This is a genomic window from Nocardia sp. NPDC057272 (genome assembly GCF_042668615.1).
Taxonomy (GTDB): Bacteria; Actinomycetota; Actinomycetes; order Mycobacteriales; family Mycobacteriaceae; genus Nocardia.
On sequence record NZ_JBHUYK010000007.1, the window covers coordinates 202,450 to 225,393 of the forward strand.

22 protein-coding genes and 1 pseudogene are annotated in these 22,944 nt (G+C 69.3%); 9 read left to right on the forward strand and 14 right to left on the reverse strand.

The window, feature by feature from the left end:
* Nucleotides 1-36: 36 nt before the first annotated feature.
* The 3 genes from ACFULV_RS13495 to ACFULV_RS13505 form a co-directional block, all read right to left on the reverse strand.
* Entirely contained in the window at nucleotides 37-1,974 is a 1,938-nt protein-coding gene (locus ACFULV_RS13495; RefSeq protein ID WP_378656272.1) for a DUF4153 domain-containing protein, read from the reverse strand.
* 72 nt (nucleotides 1,975-2,046) lie between these two features.
* Nucleotides 2,047-3,084: an ATP-binding protein gene (locus ACFULV_RS13500; protein WP_378656274.1), complete on the reverse strand. Its 1,038-nt coding sequence runs from the start codon at nucleotides 3,082-3,084 to the stop codon at nucleotides 2,047-2,049.
* Nucleotides 3,081-3,782, reverse strand: a complete 702-nt coding sequence (locus ACFULV_RS13505; protein WP_378656277.1) for a response regulator — start codon at nucleotides 3,780-3,782, stop codon at nucleotides 3,081-3,083. Before ACFULV_RS13505 ends, ACFULV_RS13500 begins: the two co-directional genes overlap by 4 nt.
* A 263-nt stretch (nucleotides 3,783-4,045) precedes the next feature.
* Between ACFULV_RS13505 and ACFULV_RS13510 the strand changes: the two genes are divergently transcribed.
* A complete protein-coding gene (locus ACFULV_RS13510; protein ID WP_378656279.1) occupies nucleotides 4,046-4,963 on the forward strand; it encodes a DMT family transporter in 918 nt (305 codons plus the stop codon).
* On the opposite strand, the gene ACFULV_RS13515 is transcribed toward ACFULV_RS13510, so the two are convergent.
* The gene (locus ACFULV_RS13515; RefSeq protein WP_378627293.1) at nucleotides 4,937-5,617 is read right to left on the reverse strand and encodes a TetR/AcrR family transcriptional regulator; all 681 of its coding nucleotides are present in this window, start codon (nucleotides 5,615-5,617) and stop codon (nucleotides 4,937-4,939) included. The genes ACFULV_RS13510 and ACFULV_RS13515 overlap by 27 nt on opposite strands.
* A 147-nt stretch (nucleotides 5,618-5,764) precedes the next feature.
* On the opposite strand from ACFULV_RS13515, the gene ACFULV_RS13520 reads away from it, so the two are divergent.
* Together ACFULV_RS13520 and ACFULV_RS13525 are read left to right on the forward strand one after the other, a co-directional pair.
* Nucleotides 5,765-7,339, forward strand: coding sequence for a succinic semialdehyde dehydrogenase (locus ACFULV_RS13520; RefSeq protein WP_378656281.1), 1,575 nt, complete (start codon nucleotides 5,765-5,767; stop codon nucleotides 7,337-7,339).
* 42 nt (nucleotides 7,340-7,381) lie between these two features.
* Nucleotides 7,382-8,209 (forward strand): SDR family NAD(P)-dependent oxidoreductase, encoded by an 828-nt coding sequence (locus tag ACFULV_RS13525; protein WP_378627296.1) that lies wholly within the window; start codon nucleotides 7,382-7,384, stop codon nucleotides 8,207-8,209.
* Between the two features lie 135 nt (nucleotides 8,210-8,344).
* Here ACFULV_RS13525 and ACFULV_RS13530 read toward each other — a convergent pair whose 3' ends face one another.
* Both ACFULV_RS13530 and ACFULV_RS13535 read right to left on the reverse strand, forming a co-directional pair.
* Nucleotides 8,345-9,148, reverse strand: coding sequence for a putative protein N(5)-glutamine methyltransferase (locus ACFULV_RS13530; protein WP_378656283.1), 804 nt, complete (start codon nucleotides 9,146-9,148; stop codon nucleotides 8,345-8,347).
* 64 nt (nucleotides 9,149-9,212) lie between these two features.
* Nucleotides 9,213-10,085: a YdcF family protein gene (locus tag ACFULV_RS13535; RefSeq protein WP_378656286.1), complete on the reverse strand. Its 873-nt coding sequence runs from the start codon at nucleotides 10,083-10,085 to the stop codon at nucleotides 9,213-9,215.
* Nucleotides 10,086-10,248: 163 nt separating this feature from the next.
* Here ACFULV_RS13535 and ACFULV_RS13540 point away from each other — a divergent pair, with 163 nt between their 5' ends.
* Complete coding sequence (locus ACFULV_RS13540) at nucleotides 10,249-11,100, forward strand: bifunctional 5,10-methylenetetrahydrofolate dehydrogenase/5,10-methenyltetrahydrofolate cyclohydrolase (RefSeq protein ID WP_378656289.1); 852 nt, start codon at nucleotides 10,249-10,251, stop codon at nucleotides 11,098-11,100.
* A gap of 180 nt (nucleotides 11,101-11,280) precedes the next feature.
* Here ACFULV_RS13540 and ACFULV_RS13545 read toward each other — a convergent pair whose 3' ends face one another.
* The 3 genes and pseudogenes from ACFULV_RS13545 to ACFULV_RS13555 form a co-directional block, all read right to left on the reverse strand.
* A complete protein-coding gene (locus ACFULV_RS13545; RefSeq protein WP_378656291.1) occupies nucleotides 11,281-12,669 on the reverse strand; it encodes a hypothetical protein in 1,389 nt (462 codons plus the stop codon).
* Nucleotides 12,670-12,780: 111 nt separating this feature from the next.
* Nucleotides 12,781-13,197 (reverse strand): annotated as a pseudogene (locus tag ACFULV_RS13550) (L,D-transpeptidase); the annotation flags it as partial.
* A 231-nt stretch (nucleotides 13,198-13,428) separates the two neighbouring features.
* Nucleotides 13,429-13,872, reverse strand: coding sequence for a winged helix-turn-helix transcriptional regulator (locus ACFULV_RS13555; protein WP_378656294.1), 444 nt, complete (start codon nucleotides 13,870-13,872; stop codon nucleotides 13,429-13,431).
* 66 nt (nucleotides 13,873-13,938) lie between these two features.
* Here ACFULV_RS13555 and ACFULV_RS13560 point away from each other — a divergent pair, with 66 nt between their 5' ends.
* Entirely contained in the window at nucleotides 13,939-14,832 is an 894-nt protein-coding gene (locus tag ACFULV_RS13560; protein WP_378656297.1) for an NADP-dependent oxidoreductase, read from the forward strand.
* A 1-nt stretch (nucleotide 14,833) separates the two neighbouring features.
* Here the strand turns inward: ACFULV_RS13560 and ACFULV_RS13565 are convergent, their stop codons facing one another.
* Nucleotides 14,834-15,493 carry a cyclodeaminase/cyclohydrolase family protein gene (locus tag ACFULV_RS13565; RefSeq protein ID WP_378627306.1) on the reverse strand — a complete coding sequence of 220 codons (660 nt, stop codon included), beginning with the start codon at nucleotides 15,491-15,493 and terminating at the stop codon, nucleotides 14,834-14,836.
* Nucleotides 15,494-15,643: 150 nt separating this feature from the next.
* On the opposite strand from ACFULV_RS13565, the gene ACFULV_RS13570 reads away from it, so the two are divergent.
* The gene (locus tag ACFULV_RS13570) at nucleotides 15,644-16,681 is read left to right on the forward strand and encodes an LLM class F420-dependent oxidoreductase (RefSeq protein ID WP_378627308.1); all 1,038 of its coding nucleotides are present in this window, start codon (nucleotides 15,644-15,646) and stop codon (nucleotides 16,679-16,681) included.
* Nucleotides 16,682-16,744: 63 nt separating this feature from the next.
* Here ACFULV_RS13570 and ACFULV_RS13575 read toward each other — a convergent pair whose 3' ends face one another.
* Nucleotides 16,745-17,080 carry an STAS domain-containing protein gene (locus ACFULV_RS13575; protein ID WP_101468711.1) on the reverse strand — a complete coding sequence of 112 codons (336 nt, stop codon included), beginning with the start codon at nucleotides 17,078-17,080 and terminating at the stop codon, nucleotides 16,745-16,747.
* A 132-nt stretch (nucleotides 17,081-17,212) separates the two neighbouring features.
* Nucleotides 17,213-18,712 carry a SulP family inorganic anion transporter gene (locus ACFULV_RS13580; RefSeq protein WP_378656299.1) on the reverse strand — a complete coding sequence of 500 codons (1,500 nt, stop codon included), beginning with the start codon at nucleotides 18,710-18,712 and terminating at the stop codon, nucleotides 17,213-17,215.
* Nucleotides 18,713-18,850: 138 nt separating this feature from the next.
* Between ACFULV_RS13580 and ACFULV_RS13585 the strand changes: the two genes are divergently transcribed.
* From ACFULV_RS13585 to ACFULV_RS13595, 3 genes are read left to right on the forward strand one after another with little or no spacing between them, the layout of a single operon-like run.
* Complete coding sequence (locus tag ACFULV_RS13585; protein WP_378627311.1) at nucleotides 18,851-19,330, forward strand: cation:proton antiporter regulatory subunit; 480 nt, start codon at nucleotides 18,851-18,853, stop codon at nucleotides 19,328-19,330.
* A gap of 59 nt (nucleotides 19,331-19,389) precedes the next feature.
* Nucleotides 19,390-19,872: a cation:proton antiporter regulatory subunit gene (locus ACFULV_RS13590; RefSeq protein WP_378656301.1), complete on the forward strand. Its 483-nt coding sequence runs from the start codon at nucleotides 19,390-19,392 to the stop codon at nucleotides 19,870-19,872.
* Nucleotides 19,873-19,882: 10 nt separating this feature from the next.
* The gene (locus ACFULV_RS13595; protein ID WP_378628328.1) at nucleotides 19,883-21,076 is read left to right on the forward strand and encodes a cation:proton antiporter; all 1,194 of its coding nucleotides are present in this window, start codon (nucleotides 19,883-19,885) and stop codon (nucleotides 21,074-21,076) included.
* Nucleotides 21,077-21,130: 54 nt separating this feature from the next.
* On the opposite strand, the gene ACFULV_RS13600 is transcribed toward ACFULV_RS13595, so the two are convergent.
* Nucleotides 21,131-21,784, reverse strand: coding sequence for a response regulator transcription factor (locus ACFULV_RS13600; RefSeq protein ID WP_364405344.1), 654 nt, complete (start codon nucleotides 21,782-21,784; stop codon nucleotides 21,131-21,133).
* Nucleotides 21,781-22,797, reverse strand: coding sequence for a histidine kinase (locus ACFULV_RS13605; RefSeq protein WP_378656304.1), 1,017 nt, complete (start codon nucleotides 22,795-22,797; stop codon nucleotides 21,781-21,783). The genes ACFULV_RS13600 and ACFULV_RS13605 overlap by 4 nt, the downstream gene beginning before the upstream one ends.
* Between the last annotated feature and the right edge of the window lie 147 nt (nucleotides 22,798-22,944).

Here is a 22,944-nt window from a genome sequence, read left to right on the forward strand (position 1 = left end):
GCGGTCGCCCGTAACGAGCGAGCGTGCCTGCGGCGGTCAGCGGGCTGAGCTGCGAGACCAGTTCCAGGACCACCAGTGGTCGGGGTCGAGGTCGTCGACGACGGGGGTTTCGATCTGTGTCCGCAGGTGTGCGGGCAGCGGGTCGAGGGCGGGAAGGATGTCGGGGGAGAGACCGCTCAGGTAGTCCGCGTCCAGGCGGCCGCTGGTCTGCCAGCGGTCGATATTGCGTTCGGCGACAAGATATTCCGGATTGATCACCGCGAGGGCGATGAGGGTGGCCAACGCCGTGCCGATCGCGGCGCGCGGCACCCAGCTCCAGTGCAGTCGTGCGATGGCGGCCAGCACGAGAACGTAGACGAGGCCGACCCACAGCTCGCAGGTGGTCACCAGCAGGCGCAGCACGGTGAACCCGTAAGCCTGCTGGTAGGTCCACATCCGGCCCAGTGCGGAGCACACGATGACCAGCGCCAGTACGCTCACCGCGCTCAGCAGGACGCGCAGCGACCGGCGGTCGGCAGTGGTTTCCCGCACCGACCAGTGCAGTACCGCGAGGATCACGGCCAGCGTCAGAACGCTCACCGCCGACAACTGCCAGAAGCCGCTGCGTGCGTATTCGGCATAGGTCAGACCGGCGGTGCGCTGCACGTAATCGTCGCCACCGAACAGTGCGACGAACTGCGCGCCGACGAATACCGCGAACAACACCGTCAGCGCCCCGACCGGCAGCATCCACTCACTGCGTGACCACAGCCGCTGCGGCCGCACCGAATCCGCCGCGCGTGAAGGTGGCCCGGCAAGCACATACAGCGCTCCGAGCACACCTACCGTGACGACAGCGAACAAGAAGATCCACTGCCACATGGCCGGGCCGTCCACGGTCGGGACGAGCCCGTTCAGCAGCTCGGCGAAGGTTGCGTCCGCCCCACCGAGCAGCGGCACGAACACCACCAGCAACGCCGCCGTCGCGGCCACCGAGATCCCGTACCGGCGGATACTCGAGGTCCCCACCGACCGCGACTCCCGCAGCCCCGAGAACGCCCACGGCACCGCCCCGAACGATGCCAACGGCACCGCGAACATATCGTGCGCGATGCCGCGCACACTTCGTCGTCCCAACACCGCCAGCGACCCGGCGACGCATGCCGCGAGCACACACAGCACGAACAGCCAGCCCGCCGCCCGAACCGTTCCCACTCCCAGCAGCACCATCGCGGCTGCCGCCCACCAGGCCCGATCGCCGATCGAAACAGCGCGGGAGGCTGCCGCGACGTCGTCGGCGTTGGACGGTGCGAGTGCACCGGTATCCGAAAGTTGCGGTGATTCAGCGGTGTTCGTGCTGACTTCGTCGGCCGCAGCCGGCACCGGCGTGGACGGAGCCGGCGCGGGTGACGTTTCGGCCGTCGGTGCGGAATCCGAGGTGGGCTCGGATGACGGACCGCCGGACCGGGCGCGATAGTCGACGACGCAGAGAGCTCCGGCGATGGCGGTCCCCGCGATCAGCCAGCCGATGCCGGGACGGTCGAGCGGGATCACCGTGGCGCCGATGATTCCGGCGAGTGCCGCGGCCGGGAGGACACCGGGTGGGCGCGCTACCCGCTGCCAGCGTGGGGGGACAGGGGGAATGGGCGGTGGCAGACTCGGCCACGCCGCGGTTCGCAGGTCGGCGGTCCCGGGTGGAGCGGCCAGTAATTTCGCGAACGAGACCGAGACGGGCGGCGTGGCCGGGTCCGGCGAGGTCTTGGTGAGCACAGCTGTCGACTGAGTACCGGAGCCTGTCGCATCGCCGCCCACCTCGGGGTCTGCGGCGGTGCTGCCGGAGTCGGGCACGCCGCCCGCGACTGCCTCGCTTGCCGGGTCGGTCGCGGTTGTGGTCGTGTCGGCGCCGGGCTTGTCGGCGGCTCGTGCCGCGATGTGCTGGTTCTCGGCAGTGCTCTGATCGGGCGTCGGTGCCTCGGGTATCGGCTTGTCGGACATGGTTTCCCCTCCTGGAGATGTGCGGATGCGTCCCGGGACCTAAGTGCCGGGTCGCTGGTTTCGAAGTAGAGGTCAGTCCGTCGGAAGGACGACGCGGATGCGGGAGCCGGGGTCGGCGACGGCGATGGTGCCGCCGTGCAGGTCGATCACCCAGCGGGCGATGGCCAGTCCGAGGCCGGTGCCGCCGCCGTCGGTGCGCCCGCCACGGGTGAAACGGTCGAAGACGGTGGCGCGCTCGGCTTCCGGGATGCCGGGGCCGTCGTCCTGGATCTCGACGACGGTCCCCTCCGGGTGGGTCGATGCCGACACACGGACCTCGCCGCCGGACGGGCCGTGCCTGGCGGCATTGTCGAGCAGGTTGAACAGCACCTGATGCAGACGGGCCCGGTCGGCGAACACGGTCGTGCAGCCGGGTTCGATCCCGGTGGTGAACCGGACACCGCGACCGAGCGCGGCGGTCATCACCTCGGCTTCGGCGATCACCTCCGCCAAGAGTGGTGCCAGCGGCAGGTTCTCGCGATCCAGCGTGAACGCGCCCGCCTCGATGCTGGACAGGTCGAGCAGTTCCGAGACGAGCAGGCCGAGGCGTTCGGTCTGGGCCAGGGCGGTGCGCAGCGTCGCCGGGTCGGGTTCGCTCACCCCGTCGACCAGATTTTCCAGCACGGCGTGCAGCGCGGTCACCGGCGTGCGCAGCTCATGGGACACGTTGGCGATCAGGTCGCGCCGTTGCCGGTCGGCGGCGGCCAGGTCGGCGGCCATCTGGTTGAAGGCGGTCGCGAGCTGACCCACTTCGTCCCGCGAGGACGCCCGCACCCGGAAGCTGTAGTCGCCCTGGGCCATTCGCCGCGCCGCCGCGGTCATCTCGCGCAGCGGCCGGGTGATCCCGTGGGCGAGGAACTGCGAGGTGAGCAGCGCGATCCCGATCGCGGCCACCGTGGTGCGTGGCGGCAGCCAGCCGATCTTCAGCCGGAAGTACCCGAACGCGACACCGCCCGAACACAACATCAACACGGCCAGCTTGAGCTTGATCGACCGCAGCCGGTCCAGCGGCCGCGGCAGCACGTCGGCGATCCGGTCCATCAACTCCGCGGCGCGGTCGGCGGTCGTCATCGCGCGTCCAGGGCGTACCCGACACCGTGTACGGTGCGGATGAGATCGGCACCGAGCTTGCGCCGCAACGCTTTCACGTGCGAATCCACCGCGCGGGTCCCCGCCGCGTCGGACCAGTCCCAGATGTCCTCGAGCAATCGCTCCCTGGCCAGCACCGCCCTCGGACGTTGCGCGAGCCGGGTCAGCAGGTCGAATTCCAGGGGGGTGAGCCGTGCTTCGGTGTCACCGCGCCACACCCGCCGTTCGGCGAGATCTATCCGCAGATCGCCGACGACGATGCTGGTGTCGCCGCGCTCGGCGGCCCGATCCACCCGCCGCAACAGGGCGTGCACCCGGGCGGCGAGCACCCGCATCGAGAACGGCTTGGTGAGATAGTCGTCGGCGCCGACGCCGAGCCCGATGAGCTGGTCGGTCTCGTCGGTGCGCGCGGTGAGCATGAGAACGGGCACGTGGCGCTCGGCCTGGATCCGGCGGCACACCTCCAGCCCGTCGAACCCCGGCAACATCACATCGAGAACCACCAGATCGGGTTCCCCCGCCAGCGCCGCCGCCACCGCGGCGGGCCCGTCGTGTGCCAGGTCGACGGTGAACCCTTCGGCCCGCAACCGCGCGGCCACGGACTCGGCGATCGTCACCTCGTCGTCGACCACCAGGATCCGGCGTGCCGCCTGTCCCGTCCCGCCCCCACTGTTGTCCATGGTGCGACCCTAGCGAGCGGGTGTGGAGGGTTGCGACGCCAAATGTGGAGATTCTGTGTGGAGTACACTCGCGACGTGCACGAGTGCTTCCGTTCCACCCCGCCGCCCGCCTCCTGAGCGAGGTGCCCCGCCGCGCTCGGTAGTAGCGCGCACCGGCCGAACCGGCCCGCCCGTGGTTTCGCCGGGCAGACTCGTCGAGCCTGCTCACTCCAGCACCTCGCTTCTCGCGACCCCCTCACCTTCTGTCGCAGGAGCGCACACCCATGTCTGTTTCGCTGTCCGCCCGCACGGGCACAGCTGATCTCGTCGTCGCCGGAATCCTCTGGGGGACCGGCGGCCTGCTCGGCACCCTCGTCCAACGATCGACCGGCCTGTCCCCGATCGCGGTCGCCGCCGTGCGCCTTGCCGTCGGTGGGCTGCTGCTGGTGGGACTCTGCGTGCTCACCCGCCGGGCGATCCCGCGTGGTGCGCCCGCATGGCGACGCATCGGCGCGATCGCCGTCCTGGCGCCGGTGTTCCAGGGCTGCTATTTCGGCGCGGTGGCACTGTCCTCGGTGAGCCTGGCGACCCTGATCACCATCGGGATGTCGCCGGTCGTCGTCGCGCTGGCCGAGTACCTCACGGGCAGGCGAGCTCTCGATCGCACCCGCGCCTGCGGCATGGCGCTTGCCCTCACCGGCCTCGCGCTGCTGGTCGGCGCACCGGGTGCGGACGGGGCGCGGGCGCTGTGGGGCGCGGCCATGGCCCTGGGCGCGGCCACCGCCTTCGCCGTGCTCACGGTGATCGCCGCGGTTCCGGTAACCGGACTCGACCCCGTCACCGGCACCGGCGTCGGGTTCACCGCGGGCGCGATCCTGCTCGCCCTGCCCGCGGCCATGACCAGCACCGCGCTCGACCCGAATCTGCCCGGCATCCTGGGAGCTCTCGCGCTCGGGCTGTTTCCGACGGCCATCGCGTACACGCGCTACTTCCGCGGCCTCACCGCGGCGGGCGCGGGCACCGGCGCACTGCTGGCGCTGCTCGAACCGCTCACCGGCACGTTGCTGGCGGTGCTGTTGCTGGATGAGCGGCTCGGTCTCGTCGGCTGGTTCGGCGCGGCGCTGCTCTCGCTCGCCCTGGTCACCGCCGGACGCGCGGCCGGGGACCCCGCGGCGCTACGGATCAGGGAACAGGCCGGGTAGTTCCATCGCGTAGGCGAGATCGTCGCGGGTGCCCAGGGTGACCAGCAGGACGCGAATCATGGTCACCCTGGCCTCGGACGCCAGCGCCGGATCGGGATCGCTGCCCGGCTCGCTGCCCGCGGTGAGCCGGTAGACGATGTACTCGCACACGTGCAGTGCCGCGTCCAGGTCCAGCGGTGCGGGGATCGGGCGCCCGAGTTCGCCGAAGGTCTTGCGCACCAGGTCGCGAATGTCGTCGAGGGCGCGTTCGCGATAGCCCGACACGACCGAGCCGGGATCGTGCAACTCGGCGAACAGGGGCCGCAGCATCGGGCCGTGCCCGCGCGCCCAGTCCACATACGCGTCGATCAGCCGGATGCCCAGCTGGACCGGCTCGTCGGTGCCGGCGAGTGCTTCGCGGATGCCGCCGACGAGGCCGTCGTTGGACGCGTCGAGCACCGCGTGCAGCGGCTCGGACGCATTGCCGAAATAGCGGTAGAACGTGGGCCTGGCCAGCCCGGCTTCTTCGATGATCTGGGCGACGCTCAACCCGCGCGAACCGTTGCGGGTGAACACCGCGGCGGTCGCCTCGATGATCCTGGCGCGGACTTCCTCGGCCTGCTCCTGGGTCTGCGGCGGGCGCCCGCGACGCACCGTCGTCGCTTCCTCGGTCATCGCACCTCCCTCACCGCTGGTCCTCGCGCACTGAAAGCTTGACACGAACCAGGGCGCTGGCATTAATCTAACACTAGTGTTCAGTAAATAACCTGAACGTGCGCGACCCGTTCCGCGCGATCCATCTGTTGAGGAGAAGGGCCGACAATGACGACAGCCCCCGAGCTGACCGCCGAACCCACCGCGCTGCCCGCCGCGCTGGTCAAGCCCCTGTTCGAGCGCGGCGTCGCCGGTGGCGCACCGTCGGTCGCGGTTTTCGCGCCGGCCACCGGCCACAAGATCGGCGACCTGCCGCAGTCCTCGGTCGCCGATATCGAACGTGCCTTCGCGGTCGCCCGGCACGCGCAGCGCGACTGGGCCAAGGTCCCGGTGAAGCAGCGTGCCGAGATCGTGCGCCGCTTCCACGACATCGTGCTCGCCGAGCAGGACACCATCCTCGACATCGTGCAGACCGAGACCGGTAAGTCCCGGCCGCACGCCTTCGACGAGATCGCCGACGTCGCGCTGAACGCGCGCTACTACGCCACCGTCGCGCCCAAACTGCTCGCCGACCGCAAGCCGCGCGGCGTGCTGCCGGTACTCACCTCGGTCGAGGTGCACAACCGGCCCAAGGGCGTCGTGGCGGTCATCTCGCCGTGGAACTACCCCCTCGCGCTGGCCGCCTCCGACGCGCTGCCCGCCCTGCTCGCGGGCAACGCGGTCATCGCGCGCCCCGACAACCAGACCGCGCTCACCGCGCTGTGGGCCATCGACGCCGCCGAGCGGGCCGGGCTGCCGCGCGGTCTGTGGCAGGCGGTGCTCGGCCGCGGCCGGGAGATCGGTGGCGAGGTGATCGCGCGCGCCGACTACGTCGACTACACCGGTTCCAGCGCCACCGGCCGGACCATCGCCCAGCAGGCCGGCGAGCGCCTGATCGGCTACTCCCTCGAGCTCGGCGGCAAGAACCCGCTGCTCGTGCTGGCCGACGCCGATGTCTCCAAGGCCGCGAAACTGGCTGTGCGCGCGTGCTTCTCGTCGGCCGGTCAGCTGTGTGAGTCGATGGAGCGCATCTACGTCGACGCCACCGTGTACGACCAGTTCGTCGCGGAATTCGTCGGCAACGTCAAGAACATGTCGCTCGGCGGCGAGCTCGACTACAGCCGGGACATGGGTTCGCTGACCTTCCAGCGTCAGCTCGACACCGTCAGCGGGCACGTCGACGACGCGGTCGCCAAGGGCGCCAAGGTGCTCGCCGGTGGCCGTGCCCGCCCGGATCTCGGCCCGTACTTCTACGAGCCCACCGTGCTCGCCGACGTGGCGCCCGGCATGACGGTCTACCGCGAGGAGACCTTCGGCCCGGTCGTCTCGGTGTACAAGGTCGACTCCGACGAAGCCGCCGTCGAGGCTGCCAACGACACCGCCTACGGCCTCAACGCCAGCGTGTGGAGCCGGGACGTGAACCGCGGCAAGGAGATCGCCGCCCGGATCAACGCCGGCTCGGTGAACGTGAACGAGGGCTTCAGCGCCGCCTGGGGCAGCGTCGACGCGCCCTCGGGTGGTCTCGGCATCTCCGGCCAGGGGCGCCGCCACGGTCCCGAAGGCTTGCTGAAGTACATCGACACCCAGACCATCGCGGTCCAGCGGGTGCTGCCGATCGCGCCGCTGCCCGGCATGTCCGAGCAGATGTGGGCCAAGACGATGACGCTGGTTTTCGGTGTCATGAAGACGCTGCGCCAGAAGTAGATGCGGCAGAAGTAGCAACACGAGCAGGGGTAGGTAGCGAGAATGAAGTTGGAAACGGTCGCAGGCAAGCGGGTCCTCATCACCGGTGCAGCCATGGGACTCGGCAAGTTGTTCGCCGAGAAGGCCGTTGCCGAGGGCGCCGACGCGGTGGTGCTGTGGGATATCAACGAGTTGGCGCTGCGCGAGACCGCGGCGCAGCTGACCGCCGCGGGCGGCAAGGTGCACCACTACGTGGTGGACGTGTCGTCGCAGGACTCGATCCGTGAGGCGGGCGAGGCGGTGCGCAAGGAGGTCGGCGGCATCGACATCCTCGTCAACAACGCGGGCATCGTCCGTGGCAACACCTACTTCTGGGAAACCGAGAACCGCGCCGACATCGACAAGACGATGGCGATCAACTCCTTGGCCCCGATGTACGTCACCCTGGAGTTCCTGCCCGGCATGGTCGCCGGTGCCGGCGAGGGGCGCGTGCTCAATATCGCGTCGTCGGCCGGTCTGGTCGCCAATCCGCGCATGGCCGTGTACGCGGGGTCGAAGTGGGCCGCGCTGGGCTGGTCGGATTCGGTGCGCCTCGAGCTCGAGCAGGCGGGCCACGACCACGTGAAGGTCACCACGGTCTGCCCGACCTACATCAACACCGGCATGTTCGACGGCGCGAAGGGCATTCTGTTCACGCCGATGCTCGAGCAGCACGAGGTCGTCGACACCTCGTGGTCGGAGATGAAGAAGGGCGGCGCCCTGGTGGTGCTCCCGTGGACCTCGCGGATGAACCGGGCACTGACCGGTCTGCTGCCGATCAAGGTTCGCGACTTCTACCTGAACGCGGTGGGCGTGTACCACTCGATGGATCAGTTCACCGGACGCAAGTAGGCATTCGGGACGGGTGCCCCCGTCGACGGGTCGCGCGGCGATCGGTCGACGGGGGCATCGTCGCGTCCGGCGGCAGCGCGCGCGGCCTCGTCGACGGACTACTGATCGGTCTCGACGGACGTGGTGCCCGCGCGATCAGCGATCCCGGGTGCCGAGAACCACCGTGGCGTAGTACTCCTCGGACTCGGCGACGCGCGGCGCGAGACCGTGCGCGGTGAGTACCGAACACGCGGTGTCGACCTGCCCCGCGCCGGTTTCCACCAATACCGTGCCGCCGGGCGCCAGCCAGGTGGCCGCCCCTTCGGCGACCCGGCGGAACACGTCGAGCCCGTCCGCTCCACCGTCGAGCGCGGCGAGCGGCTCGTGCTCGCGTGCCTCCGGTGGCAGATCCGCGACTCGGGCACTCGGCACGTACGGTGTGTTCGCGAGCAGGATGTCGATGCGCCCGCGCAGGTCGCCCGGCAGCGCGTCGAACAGGTCACCGCCGAACACCGGCGCGCTGATCGGCGCGAGATTCTCGCGCGCGCAGGCGACGGCGACGGGGTCGATATCAGCGGCGACGAGCTCGACATCGCACCCACGTGCGGTGAGCTCGGTCGCCGCGCACAGCCCCAGTGCCCCACAGCCACAACACAGGTCGACCACGCAGGCTCGCGCCGTGTCCGGCGCGACGCCGTCGACCGCCTGCTCCACCAGGAACGCCGTGCGCTGACGCGGTACGAAAACGCCAGGACGCACCGCTACCCGCTGCCCCCGGAATTCCACCCAGCCGAGCAGATATTCGAGCGGAGTCCCCGAGACCCGCTGTCCGACCAACGCATCGAGGCGCCCAGGATCGCCGCCGGCCGCCTCGATCAGCAGCGCGGCCTCGTCCTCGGCGAATACACATCCCGCGCGCCGCAACTCGACGACCACCTCGGGAAAACCGGAACCACTCATGCGCCGATTGTTCCTGACCGGGCAACCGAATTTTCACCGCCGGTGACGGTGGGGGCGCGACGAATCAGCGCGCGGTGTCCAGTTCGAAGGTGCGCGTCGCGTCGAGATAGATCCCGCGCTGGGCGTTGCGCGCGGGCGGAGGCAATTGGGAAACCAGCTGTTCGAGCGAGGTCGTGGCGCCGACCACGGTCGTCCCCGCGACGATGAAGTCGGCGACCGCGCGCCGAATGTGATTCGGCGAGGTCACCACCACCGCGCTGGTCGCGCCGAGATCGCGCAGCAGTCGCGTGCTGAACAGCGCGTTCTGCACGGTCGACCCGGCCCGGTCCTCCACATGGATCCGATCGCCCGGCAGCCCGCGCGCCACCAGCCAGCGCCGCATCGCCTCGGCCTCGGAGATGCCGTTCTGCGGATTGCCGCCGGTCACGATCACCGGTGAGAACGGTGCGGCGATCGCCTGCAACCACGCGGCGGTGAGCCGGTTCTCCAGCTCCGGGCGCAACGCGCCGTCGGGCAGCAGCCCGTAGCCGAGGACCACGATGCCGGTCTGTGGACCGACGAGCGCGGGCAGCGGGTTGGGCAGGGTGGCAGCGGCCGCGGTCACCGCGTGCAGCACGCGATTGGTGCCCGCCGCCATGCCCGCGTCGATACCGCCGAGCCGGGCCAGGGCGTCACCGACCGCGGCCCCGTCACCCGCGTAGTGCGACCAGATCGCCTGCAGCGCGAGCGCGTCGGCATCATGGGGATCGGCGGCGATCAGGGCACGCAGGTCGGCGCGTCCCGCGGCGTCGTCACCGTCGGTGAAGTGGCGCTGTGCCGAGTTGTAGAGCGCGGCCACATCGGCTTCCGCGGCGGCCGGGCCGACCGTGGTGCCGGTCAGCGAGGCGGTCGCCACGACAGCGGCGGCCAGGTGTTTCCAGTGTTTCGAGATCTTCACGACAGTCGCAACCCTTCCCGCGAACGGTTCGGTACGTGCTGGCAGAGCAGAGCTGCCGACACCCTACGACCGCCCCTCCGGACCGCGGTGGACCTCGACCAGCTTGCGCGCGTCGCGGCCCGGCGCCACGTCGCCGGTCCGGCGGCGGATAAGGTGTCACACCGTGGATACCGCTTCGCTGACCGGCAAGGAACTCGCCGCCGCCATCAACGCCGACTCGAAGGAGCGCGCGGCCGCGCTCACCGCCGCGGGCACCGCGCCGACGCTGGCGCTGATCGTCGCCAACGACGACCCGGCGAGTACCTGGTACGTGAACTCCCTGCGCAAGGCAGCCGAACGACTCGGAATCGCCTGCGAGCGCATCGATCTCGGTGCCGACGCGAGCGCCGAGACCATCCGTGCCGAGCTGAGCGCGCGCAGCGCCGACCCGGCGACCGACGCGATCATGCTGCAGACCCCGCTGCCCGCGGGCGTGAACCTCGACGACGTGAGTTCGGCGATCGCCGCGACCAAGGACGTCGACGGTGTCAGCCCGCTCTCACTCGGCCTGCTCGCGTCCGGCCTCGACGGTTTCGTCCCCGCCACCTCCGAAGCCGTAGTCGAACTGCTGAAGCATCACGGGATCGCGCTGCAGGGGCGTCTGGTCACCGTGGTCGGCCGCTCCAACATCGTCGGAAAGCCCCTCGCTCAGCTGCTGCTCGCCGAGAACGCGACCGTCACCGTCGCCCATTCACGCACCGCCGATCTGGCCGCGGTGACGACTCCCGCCGATATCGTGGTCGCTGCGGCGGGCCGGATCGGCCTGGTCACCGGTAAGCACATCGGCGACGGCGCCGTGGTGGTCGACGTGGGTACCAACGAGGCCGCGGACGGCAAGATCGTGGGCGATGTCGACGCGGCGTCGGTCACCGGTAAGGCCGCGGCGCTGAGCCCGGTGCCCGGCGGTGTCGGCCCGGTGACCACCGCGTTGCTCATGCGCCATGTGGTCGTCGCGGCCGAGAAAGCACGCGCCTGAGCATCTTTCGCGATTCGCCCGCGGGATCTACCCGCGGGCGAAGTCGATACCGTGTGGTCTCGGCGCGACAGCGCGTCGAGACCAGTCAACGGGCGGTAGACCAGCGGCCGCCTGCTGATCGAGTGCGGACCATGGTCGGTGCCGAGGCGGCCGTAGTCGAGACCGGCCCGCGTTTCGGAGCTAGCGGGGTGCCGCTCCGAATGACGTGATCAGCGTCTTGTTGCCGACCTCGGCGGTCCCCACCAGCTGTGGTGTGTAGGTGCTGGGGGCCGAATCCGGTCGGAACGCGGTGATCTTGACCAGGTACTGCCCGGTGTAGGCGCCCGGGGTGATCTCCACGCAGTGCGTAGTTCCCACCGGAGTGGAGTCGATCCCGGCCTGGATGGCGGCCGCCGACGGCGCCACGGCACCCGGTGCCACGAGGGTCCGTGCTTCGTCGCCGGAGCGCGCGACGTAGTAGGCGTGCTGGAAGGCCATGATCGCCGCGATTCCGGACTCGGTGCCGCCCGCGCCGTTGCCCCGCACCATGGCACCGATCTGTTCGGTGGGGCACTCGGCCGTCACCGGGCTCACCGAACTCGGGATGAGCGGGGTGCTCGCCGCCGTGGAAGCCGGTGCGGGCCCGCGCAGTTGGACATAGGTGCCGCCGAGGAGCACAGCGCCTGCCACCGAGGCGACCAGTGGTGCGACCCAGCGGGGCACCCGCCGTCGCTTGGAGCGGTCGATCATCCGCGCGAAGACTTCGTCGTCACCGTTGTAATCGGGTGCGGCACGCGAAGATTCGTCGTCGGCGCCGTTGTCGGTGTCGTGTGATGACAGGGCGTCCGTCTCCGGGTAACCGGGTGCGAGGCGTGGTGGGAAGGTGTCCGCGCCGAGGTACTCGGGCGCCGGGTGCGGCGGGAAGGTATCCGGACCTCGGTAGTCCGCCGCGGGGCGTGGTGGGAAGGTATCCGCACGGTTCTCGGGTGCGGGGCGTGGTGGGAAGGTATCCGCACGGTTCTCGGGCGCGAGGCGCCGTGGGAACGTGTCCGCGCCGCTGGTCGGCACGGCCGCAGCGCGTGGTGGGAAGGTGTCCGCACCGGGGTACTCGGGTGTGGGACGCGAATGCCAGGTCGACGCGGCGTCGTAGCCGGGCCTCGGATGTTCGAGGGCCGCCCACGCGGGGCCGGAGGCGGTGACGATCGGCAGTTGATCGGTGTCGGGACCGTTGTCGTCGATCGAGAACGCGGTGTCCGGGAGACGGTGGCGGGCACCGGGATCGAACTTTCCACCGACCACGGGCAGCCGATCGGTGACGGTGGCGTCCGCCGGAACGACGGGAACGACCTCGTCGTGTTCGGCGTCGCGAAGCCGGGCCGCCGAGATGACCGGAATACCGGCCGGTGTCGTCGGCCCGCCTTCGATCCGGTGGCGGGCGCCGCCGGCGGGCTGATCGCTCGCCCGGCGGGGCCGTGGCGCGCTCAGGTCGCGGGACCGCCGGATCGGGGTGACAGCCGCGAGCGGAGCACCGGCCGATCCCGGGTCGTGCTGTCGAGCCCCGATCGGTCTGTGCGCTTCCGGTCGATCCATCGCCCCACCTTCATCAGGCTCGTCGCCGTCAGGGTATGTCCCGCAACGATTTCGTTACGGGCACGATACTGCCCTGACGGCGCGTTCGCCGAATGCCACGAGGGAAAATGTTTACCAGTGGATATAGACCTCATCGCCGATGCCGACATTCTCGTAGTACCAGGCGGCGTCGTCGGGTGCGAGGTTGATGCAGCCGTGGCTCACATTGGCGTTGCCCTGCGAGTCCACCGACCACGGAGCCGAGTGCACCATCACGCCACCCCAGGTGAGGCGCACGGCGTATTCACCGTCGATGATGTAGCCCTCGGGGTCGTCGAGCGGGATGCCGATGGTCCGGGAGTCGAACACCACCGACCGATCTTTCTCGAGCACGCTGAACGTGCCGGTGGGAGTTTCGAAGCCGGGCTTGCCCATCGACGCGGGCATCACCCGCACTACCTGTCCACCCTGGCTGACGGTGAAGGTGTGCGTCGACAGGTTGGCCTCGGCGTAGGTGCCACCGCCGTATTGGGTGCGCTGGCCTCCGATCAGGTCCGCGGACGCGGCTCCCGACCAGGCTGCGGCCAGTATTGCCGCCATGATCGCGACGAACAGGACACGAAATGCGCTCCTCATAAACGCCACCCCTTCACTCACTCGTAGGCGGATCCCAAGTCTAGGCCGCCATGATCAACTCGACCTATCGAAGTGGTAACGGCCGACGGGCTCAACGGTGTGTCGTCTTGCGTTCACGCAGGTCGGGGCCCCGATAAACCGTTCTCACTTCGAGACCGGTGACAACGGGTGCCCCGGTTGCGGCACCGGAGCTGGTTCGGCGGTGCGCGCGGCATCGAATTCGGCTCTGGCGGCGGTGATCTCCGCGTGGTGGTCGACCACCCAGGCACCCATCGCCTGGCTGATCCGCCCCAGATCCGCCCCGAGCGCGGTGATGCTGTACTCCACCCGGGGCGGCATCGTGGGGAACACCTCGCGCCGGACCAGGCCGTCGCGTTCCAGGTCGCGCAGCGTTCGGGTGAGTACTTTCTGGGTGATGCCGTCCAGGCGCCTGCGCAAGGCGTTGAAACGCACCGGCCCGCCCGCCTCGCGCAGGCTGCCGAGGACCAGCAGCACCCATTTGTCGGCGAGTACCGACAGCAGTTGCCGCGCGGGGCAGTCCCGCAGGAACGCTTCGACCGAACTCTGATCGCCACTGACGGTATCCACGGGGTACCACGGTATCCGAAAGGTGCCTACTACCGGTGGGACACCACTCGGCGCAGACTCGGCGGTATGTGGCAGATGGTGCAAAGATCCTTCGGCGGTCCGGACGTCTTCGAACGAGCAGAGGTGCCGCGGCCGACACCGGGTCCGGGACAGGTGCTGGTGCGCGTCGTGGCGACCAGCGTCAACGCCGCGGACTGGAAGGTGCGCAGCGGGGTGAACCGGCAGTTGGGGGAGCCACCGCTGGTGCTCGGGCTCGATGTGTCCGGGATCGTCGCCGCCGTGGGTGACGAGGCGACACGTTTCGCGCCGGGAGACGCGGTATACGGCATGGTGTTCGGCGGCGCCAACGCGGAATACGTCGTGGCGCAGCAGAATCGACTGGCCAGCGTGCCCGTCTCGATCGACCCGGTGCACGCGGCCGCCCTGCCGGTGGCCGGGGTCACCGCCTGGCAGGCACTGTCCTCGGTGCGGCCCGGCGAGCGGGTCCTGGTGCACGCGGCGGCCGGTGGCGTCGGGCATCTGGCGGTGCAGATCGCCGCGCGGCGCGGCGCGTCGATCGCCGCCACCGCGCGGACCGGCAATCACGCCTATCTGCGCGCACTCGGCGTCACCGAACCGATCGACTACCGGACCACCGATTTCACCACCGCGGTGCGCGAGGTCGACCTGGTGGTGGACCTGATCGGCGGCGACTACACGGATCGATCATTGACCGTCCTGAGCGAAACCGGACAGGTGGTGGCCGCCGAAGGTCCGGCGACACACCCGGATTCGCGCGTGCGCCGACTCTATGTCGATCCGACGACGGCCGTGCTCGACGAGCTCGCGGCGACGGTCGACCGAGGGGAGCTGACCGTCGACATCGCGCAGATCCTGCCGATCACCGAACTCGCCGCCGCGCATCGGCGCAGCGAATCCGGTCGGGTCCGCGGCAAGATCGTGCTCACCGCGGACCGCTGACTCAGCCGCGGACGGCGTGCAGCACGTCGCCGTGCAGGGCGTCGGCGCGAGCGGCGATGGTATCGACGCGCAACAGCGCGGCGGCGAACGGGTCGCCGAGGTCGGCGGGCAGCGAGCCCACGTTGATCTCGATATTGAGCTGCGAACTCATCGCCGCGGCGCGGGCGGCGTCGGCGGCGGCGCCGATATCGGTGACCACGTTCGGATTGCCGATCGGCAGCAGTTCAGCGGCCAGCGAGAGGATTTCGTCGGCCTCGTCGACCACGGCGGCGGGCACCCGCGCGGCTTCGACGAGTGCCGCGTTGATCGCCGCGGTGCGCGCGGCGATCTCGGCGTCGGTGTCCTTGGGCAGCTTGTAGGCGGCGCCGACGGCGGTGAACGCGGCCGCGTCGGCATCGGCGAGCGCGAGCGACCTGGCCAGCGCGGCGTCGGCGGCCACGATGATCTGGTCGATCACCGGCCGGTTCTGCGCGTCCTTGGCCCGGGTGGTGTAGCGCGCCACCATCGCCACCAGCGCGGCGGCCTGCGCGGCGTGCAGCGCGGCCACGGCCCCGCCACCGGGGGCGGGCACCTTCGCGGCCAGCTCCGACAGGTAGTGCTCCAAGGTCACCGAACCGAAGGAGGGGGCGATCTGCTGCGGCGACACGGTGGGCTGCGACACGACGGGGTGGCCTTTCGATGCGGCGAGAATTGCGTGGAATCTTCCCCTCAACGCTACCGCGTGCCCGCCCACGCACCCCGCTCGACCAGCACCTGTGCCGACAGACCGACCGGTCGGGGTGTGCGTGTTGTCCGGGGCTATGTTGGGTGCATGCGGATCGGATTGAGCATCAACTACACGGACGGTTTCAAGGAGACGGCGGCCGAGGTCGCCGACCTGGAACGCGCCGGCCTCGACATCGTCTTCGTGCCGGAGGCGTACTCGTTCGACGCGGTGAGCGCGCTGGGCTTCCTGGCCGCCCGCACCGAGCGGGTGCAGCTGGCCTCGGGCATCCTGCAGCTCTACACCCGGACCCCCAGCCTCACCGCGATGACCGCGGCGGGCCTGGACTACGTCTCCGACGGCCGTTTCATCCTCGGCATCGGCGCGTCGGGCCCGCAGGTCATCGAGGGCTTCCACGGCGTCCCCTACGACGCCCCGATCGGGCGCACCCGCGAACTCCTCGAAATCTGCCGCACGGTGTGGCGCCGCGAGAAGCTCAACTACCAGGGCAAGTACTACCAGATCCCGCTGCCCGCCGAGCGTGGCACCGGCCTGGGCAAAGAGCTCAAGCTGATCAATCACCCGGTGCGCGCGGACATTCCGGTGCTGCTGGCCGCGCTCGGCCCGAAGAACGTGGAGCTGGCCGCCGAGGTCGCCAACGGCTGGCAGCCGATCTTCTTCCTGCCGGAGAAGGCGAAGGACGTGTGGGGCGACGCGCTCGCCGCCGGCAAGGCCAAGCGTGATCCCGCGCTGGGCGAGCTCGACATCTTCGCCGGTCCCGCACTGGCGATCGGTGAGAATGTCACTCCGCTGCTCGAGTTCGTGAAGCCGCACCTGGCGCTCTACATCGGCGGCATGGGCGCCAAGGGCAAGAACTTCTATCACACCCTCGCCACCAAGTACGGCTACGGCGAGGCCGCCGACCGCATCCAGGAGCTGTACCTGGCGGGCGACAAGCAGGCCGCGACCCAGGCCGTGCCCGACGAGCTGGTGCGCGACGTGTCGCTGATCGGCCCGGAGAGCTTCGTGAAGGAACGCATCGCCGCGATGGCCGAGGCGGGCGTCACCACGCTCAACGTCACGCCGATCGCCGAGAACGCGGCCGGTCGCGTGAAGCTGATCGAGCAGCTGCGCTCGCTCTGCTGACACCCACCGACGACAAACGCGCCGACGTCCGGAGATTCCCGGGCGGCGGCGCGTTGTGTTGTGTCAGGACGTGAACGACGCCAGGGCGGCGTCCAGGGTGGTGTGCATGGCGAACACCTGGTCCAGGCTCGTCATCTTCAGCTGACGGCTGGTGGCGGGTCCGTCGGCCACGACCGCGATCGAGGTGGTCTCGCCTGCCCGCTGATGCGCGGCGACCAGCGTCGCCATGCCCGCCGACGCCAGGAACCCGACCGCGGTCAGGTCGATCACCAGCGCCGCCGGCTTCTCGGCCAGGATGGCCTCGATGGTGGCATCGAGCGCGGGTGCGGTCGCCAGGTCGACCTCGCCGGTCACCGTCAGCACCGTGACGCCGTCGTGTACCGCCGTCGTGGTGGTCATCGTGTCCGTGAGTGGATACGCGTCTCCGGAAGAGTTGGTCACTGTTCAACAACACACAACTTTGCCCGAATACGCAAGCCACAGCGTTTGCTCGCTACGGGATCGCCATGGTCGGGCTCCGTTGCGGCGATGCTAGTTCTCCTCGCCGCCGAGGCCGGACAGCCGTTCGTGCCTGGCTTCGGAGGCGGCGTTGAGCCCGATGATGTCGACCCTCTTGCCCTTGGCGGCGTATTTGGTGGTGATGGCGTCGAGCGCGGCGACGGTGGAGGCGTCCCAGATGTGGCTGTCGGACAGGTCGATCACGATGTTCGCCGGATCGTCGACGTAGTCGAACTGGTAGACGAGATCGTTGCTGGAGGCGAAGAACAGCTCGCCGCGCACCTTGTAGACGCGGATGTCGTCGGCGGTGCGCACCGCCACGACCTCGGTGAAGTGCGCGACCCGATGGGCGAACGCCACCATCGCGACCAGCACTCCCACGATCACGCCGTACGCCAGATTGTGCGTGACAACGGTGACGACCACGGTCACCAGCATCACCGTGGTCTCGGCGAGCGGCATGCGCCGCAAGGTCTTCGGTGCGAGGGAGTGCCAGTCCACGGTCCCCACCGACACCATGATCATCACGGCCACCAGCACCGCCATCGGGATCTGCGCCACGAGCCCGCCGAGCCCGACGACCAGGCCGAGCAGGAACACCCCGGCCAGGAATGTCGAGATCCGGGTCCGCGCGCCGGAGACCTTGACGTTGATCATGGTCTGGCCGATCATCGCGCACCCGCCCATCCCGCCGAAGAACCCGGTGACGAGATTGGCCACGCCCTGACCCCAGCCCTCGCGGGTCTTGTCCGAATGTGAATCGGTGATGCCGTCGACGAGCTTGGCCGTCATCAACGACTCGAGCAGTCCCACCAGCGCCATCGCCAGCGCGAACGGGGCGATGATCCGCAGGGTATCGAGGTTCCACGGCACCTGCGGGAGCCCGAGTGCGGGCAGGCTCGTCGGTAGTGCGCCCTCGTCGCCCACATTCGGCACCTCGAGCGAGCAGGCGATCGTCACCGCCGTGAGCACCACGATCGCGACGAGCGGCGCGGGCACCACGGTGGTGAACTTCGGCAGGAAGAACAGAATCGCCAGGCTCGCCACCAGCATCGGATACACCAGCCACGGCACCCCGATCAGGTGCGGCAGCTGCGTCAGAAAGATCATGATGGCCAGCGCGTTGACGAACCCGACCATCACACTGCGCGGGATGAACCGCATCAGCCTGGCCACGCCGACCACGCTCAACACCACCTGGAACACCCCGGCCAGCAGCACGGTCGCGATCAGATAGTCGATGCCGTGCTCACGCACCAGGGGCGCGATCACCAAGGCCACCGCGCCCGTGGCCGCGGAGATCATGGCGGGCCTGCCGCCGGTGAAGGCGATCGTCACCGCCATCGTGAACGAGGCGAACAGCCCGACCCGGGGATCCACCCCGGCGATGATCGAGAACGAGATCGCCTCCGGAATCAGCGCGAGGGCGACCACCAGGCCGCCGAGCACTTCGGTCCGCAGCCGTGTCGGGCTGCGCAGGGCCGCGAGTACCGAGGTGTCGTCCCGAGCTGGCCGAGGCGCCGACACGGCCATCTCGAACTCCGTTCCGCTAGAGGCCGGAGGTCCGGCAGTCGACAACCTTAACTTCGCGTGAGGTCGGGGTTTCGCCTGGTATGCCCGGTGCGCAGGGTAGGGGGTGGTGTTATTCCCATCTGGTCGTACTGTGAGGGCGTGAACATCGATGTGACGCCTTTACCGGGAATCGGCGTGTGCAAGGACTTTCCGCTGGCGGAGGCGCGCCGCCGGATCGGCGTGATCGAACATCGCGACGGCTCCGTCGACCTGGTCGTCTCGCGAGCGGGCGATTACGACTCGACCACCTCGATTCCCCTGTCCGACACCGAGATCGGTGTGCTGGCCGGCCTGCTCGGCGCACCGCAGGTGGTGCAGAAGACACGCGAGACCCACAGTGCGGGCGAGCTGTCGACCAGGCAGTTCGCGATCGATCGTGGCAGCCCGTTCGACGGTAGGCCGCTGCGCGACACCGAGATGCGCACGCGCACCAAGGCCTCGGTCGTGGCGGTGGTGCGCGCGGGTGAGGTGACTCCTTCGCCGGGAACCGATTTCACCTTCATCCCCGGTGATCTGGTCGTTGTGGTCGGCACCGACGAGGGTCTGGACGCGGCAGGACGGCTTCTCGACGCCGGCTGACAATCCATGCGGATAGTAAAGGGCAGGTAAGGTATCCCTAGCTGAGGTTAGGTGATCCCATGAATGTAGAAGTGACGTCCCTGCCGGGAATCGGTGTCCGCAAAGAGTTTTCACTGTCGAAGGTGGACCGCCGGATCGGCATCGTCGACCACCGCGACGGCGGTACCGACCTGATTTTCACGAAGGTCGGTGACCCGGATTCCACCGTCCAGATTCCACTGTCCGCTGTCGAAGCCCGCACGCTGGCGAGTCTGCTCGGCGCACCGCAGCTGGTCGCGCAATTGCGCGAGGAACATCGCGAACTCGACGGCGTGAGTACGCGGTCGATGCTGGTACCGCCGAACTCGCCCTACGCGTCACGACGTTTGGGCGACACCGAGTTGCGGACCAAGACCCGCGCCTCGATCGTGGCGGTCCTGCGCGCGGGGCAGGTCCTGGCATCGCCGGGACCGGAGTTCGTGTTCGCCGGCGGCGACATGGTTGTCGTGGTCGGCACGAATGCCGGACTCGACGCCGCCGCTTCGATCTTGACCGACGGCTGAGCCGGTGGAGATCAGTGGAACCGCGCTGGCATTGATCCAGCTGGGGGCTGTGTTCTTCGGGTTGGGTGTGCTCGGGCGGATCGCTGCCCGCATCGGCCTCTCGCCCATCCCGCTCTACCTGCTCGGGGGGTTGGTCTTCGGTACGGGCGGTCTGATCGAGTTGCACGAGGTGGAGGACTTCATCCACATCGCCAGCGAGATCGGCGTCGTGCTGCTGCTGTTGCTGCTCGGTTTGGAATACACCGCCGGTGAACTGGTCACCGGCATGCGTAAATCGTGGCCCGCCGGTCTGCTCGACCTGGTGCTCAACGCGACTCCCGGTGTGATCGTGGCGCTGATGCTCGGCCTCGGGCCGACGGGGGCGATCGCGATGGCGGGCGTCACCTACATCTCCTCCTCCGGGATCGTCGCCAAGGTACTCAACGACCTCGGCCGCCTGGGTAACCGGGAGACGCCGACGGTGCTGTCGATCCTGGTGTTCGAGGACCTGGCGATGGCGGTGTACCTGCCGGTGCTCACCGCGGTCCTGGCCGGTGTCGGATTCGTGGCGGGGATGACCACGGTCGGTATCGCGCTGGTCGCGGTGACCCTGGTGCTCATCGTCGCGCTGCGCTACGGCCGGTACGTCTCGGCGATCGTGGCGAGTGAGGATCGGGAGATCTTCCTGCTCAAGCTGCTCGGTTCGGCGCTGCTGGTGGCGGGTATCGCCTCGGCGGTGCAGGTGTCGGCGGCGGTCGGTGCGTTCCTGCTCGGTATCGCGATCTCGGATTCGACCGCGCACGATGCCACCAAGATCCTCGAACCGTTGCGTGACCTGTTCGCGGCGATGTTCTTCGTGCTGTTCGGTTTGAGTACCGATCCGGCGAGTATTCCGCCGGTGCTGGGCTGGGCGGTGCTGCTGGCGGTGGTCACCACGGTCACCAAGATCGCCACGGGGTGGTGGGCGGCCAAACGGGCGGGGGCCTCGCAACTGGGCCGCGCCCGCGCGGGGACCGCGTTGGTCGCGCGCGGTGAGTTCTCGATCGTCATCGCCGGTCTGGCGGTGGCCGCGGGTGCGGTGCCGGCCGAGTTCGCCGCGCTCGCCACCACGTACGTGCTGTTGATGGCCATCATCGGCCCGATCGGCGCCCGCATCGTGGAACCGGTGATGCGGCTGGTGGTCGGTCGCAAGCAGCGTGTGAAGGTCGACCCGCACGCAGAATGACGACCCGTGTCCGGGCCCCCGCGCGATCGTTCGGTGCGGGGGCCCTCGGTGTTCTCACGGCTCGATCAATCCGGCGCGGATGGCGTATCTGGTCAGGTCGAGCCGGTCGCGCAGGCCGAGTTTCTGCAGGATGTTGGCGCGATGGCGGTCGACGGTCTTCGCGCTGATCACCAGCTCGGCGGCGATCTCGCGCGCCGAGTACCCCTCGGCGATCAGCTTGAGCACCTCCTCTTCGCGGGGGGTGAGGATCGTTTCCGGCAGCGCGGAGCCCTGCCGGGCGAGTTGCAGGTAATCGCGCACGAGTGCGGTGACCGCGCCCGGGTAGAGGAACGATTCGCCGCGCATCGTGGCCCGGCACGCCTCGATGAGGTCGCGATCGGCCACCGACTTCAGCACGTAGCCGGAGGCGCCCGCCTTCAGCGACTCGAAGAAGTACTGCTCGTTGTCGTACATCGACAGCATCAGGATGCGCACAGGATGGTTGTTCCTGGTGATCTCGCGGGCGGCCTGGATGCCGGTCATCCGCGGCATGGCGATGTCGAGGATCACCAGGTCGATGCCGTCGTCGGCGAGGGCGGTGACCGCGTCCAGCCCGTTGGCGGCCTCGGCGACCACGAGCAGGTCCGGTTCGTTGTCGAGGATCATGCGCAACCCGCTGCGCACCAGGGCGTGGTCGTCGGCCAGCAGAATCCGGGTCGGCGCGCTCATGCGGGCACTGCTTCGCGTGCGGCGACCGGGACGATCAGTTCGACCGCGGTACCGCCCGAGGCCGGAGACGTGATGGTCAGCGTGGCGTCGATCAGCATCGCGCGCTCGCGCATCCCGCGGATGCCCGCCCCGTCCTCGACCGCGCCACCGCGACCGTTGTCGGTCACCCGCAGCATCACGGTGTCGGTTCTCGGTGCGATCAGCAAGCTCACCTCGTCGGCGTCGGCGTGGCGCAACACGTTCGTCAAACTCTCCTGGGCGACCCGGTAGCAGACGAGTTCGATGTCGGGGTCGAGGCGGCTGATCGCCGGGTCGACCTCGCGACGCACGGAAATGCCTGCCGTGCGGCTGAATTCGTGACACAGCGCGGTGATCGCGCTGTGCAGGCCGAGTTCTTCGAGCACGTCGGGCCGCAGCCGCGCGGCGATCCCGCGCACCTCGTCCAGACAACCGCGCACTGTTTCCTGGGCCGCCTCGACTTCTTCGCGCAGGTCGGCGGGTGCCCGGTCGACGACCCGTTTGAGCCGTAACAGCGCCACGGTCAGGCTCTGGCCGATCTCGTCGTGCAGTTCGCGGGCGATGCGCCGCCGCTCACCCTCCTGGGCGGCCAGCGCGGTCCCACCGGCGACCGAACGCTCGGCCTCCAAGCGGTCGAGCATCGCGTTGAACGTCTCGATCAGCTGATGGAAGTCCCCGCTCGCCCCGTGCTCGAGGCGGACAGCGCGCCGGGGCGGGTCGACGCGGCGCATGGAGGCGACCAGCTCGTCGAGCGGAGCCAGCGACGTGCGCAGCGCTACGGCGTTCGCGGTCAGGATCACCGCCAGCCCGATCACCAGCACCGGCACCTCGGTCAGGCGCAGCCGGGCCGACACCGTGGCCGGGGAGAAGGCCAGGATCAGCGTGCCGAGGGTGAAGATCACGCCGTTGAGCACGCAGATCCGCCAGAACAACGCCGTCACCGGCGTTCGGATTCGCCGCGAGCGTCCTGCTCGCAGCGCTGCGAGACGGTTCATGACACCAGCATGCTGGCGCCCCCGCGTTCTGTCCATGGTGCCCAGCACCCATCCCGCACCCGGTGACCGGCGCCGACCCGCCCAGGAAATGGGTGTCACGGCCGATAGTGCCCGCCACCTGCGCGAACCAGACTTCGATCAGACGCT

Excerpts from the sequence above, each read along its gene's own strand:
- ACFULV_RS13515 (WP_378627293.1), bottom strand. The coding sequence starts at position 5,617 with ATGACCGAGGAAGCGACGACGGTGCGTCGCGGGCGCCCGCCGCAGACC.
- ACFULV_RS13510 (WP_378656279.1), top strand. The coding sequence starts at position 4,046 with ATGTCTGTTTCGCTGTCCGCCCGCACGGGCACAGCTGATCTCGTCGTC.
- ACFULV_RS13575 (WP_101468711.1), bottom strand. The coding sequence starts at position 17,080 with ATGACCACCACGACGGCGGTACACGACGGCGTCACGGTGCTGACGGTG.
- ACFULV_RS13505 (WP_378656277.1), bottom strand. The coding sequence starts at position 3,782 with ATGGACAACAGTGGGGGCGGGACGGGACAGGCGGCACGCCGGATCCTG.
- ACFULV_RS13525 (WP_378627296.1), top strand. The coding sequence starts at position 7,382 with ATGAAGTTGGAAACGGTCGCAGGCAAGCGGGTCCTCATCACCGGTGCA.
- ACFULV_RS13545 (WP_378656291.1), bottom strand. The coding sequence starts at position 12,669 with ATGGATCGACCGGAAGCGCACAGACCGATCGGGGCTCGACAGCACGAC.
- ACFULV_RS13590 (WP_378656301.1), top strand. The coding sequence starts at position 19,390 with ATGAATGTAGAAGTGACGTCCCTGCCGGGAATCGGTGTCCGCAAAGAG.
- ACFULV_RS13530 (WP_378656283.1), bottom strand. The coding sequence starts at position 9,148 with ATGAGTGGTTCCGGTTTTCCCGAGGTGGTCGTCGAGTTGCGGCGCGCG.
- ACFULV_RS13520 (WP_378656281.1), top strand. The coding sequence starts at position 5,765 with ATGACGACAGCCCCCGAGCTGACCGCCGAACCCACCGCGCTGCCCGCC.
- ACFULV_RS13580 (WP_378656299.1), bottom strand. The coding sequence starts at position 18,712 with ATGGCCGTGTCGGCGCCTCGGCCAGCTCGGGACGACACCTCGGTACTC.
- ACFULV_RS13500 (WP_378656274.1), bottom strand. The coding sequence starts at position 3,084 with ATGACGACCGCCGACCGCGCCGCGGAGTTGATGGACCGGATCGCCGAC.
- ACFULV_RS13605 (WP_378656304.1), bottom strand. The coding sequence starts at position 22,797 with ATGAACCGTCTCGCAGCGCTGCGAGCAGGACGCTCGCGGCGAATCCGA.
- ACFULV_RS13495 (WP_378656272.1), bottom strand. The coding sequence starts at position 1,974 with ATGTCCGACAAGCCGATACCCGAGGCACCGACGCCCGATCAGAGCACT.
- ACFULV_RS13600 (WP_364405344.1), bottom strand. The coding sequence starts at position 21,784 with ATGAGCGCGCCGACCCGGATTCTGCTGGCCGACGACCACGCCCTGGTG.
- ACFULV_RS13560 (WP_378656297.1), top strand. The coding sequence starts at position 13,939 with ATGTGGCAGATGGTGCAAAGATCCTTCGGCGGTCCGGACGTCTTCGAA.
- ACFULV_RS13570 (WP_378627308.1), top strand. The coding sequence starts at position 15,644 with ATGCGGATCGGATTGAGCATCAACTACACGGACGGTTTCAAGGAGACG.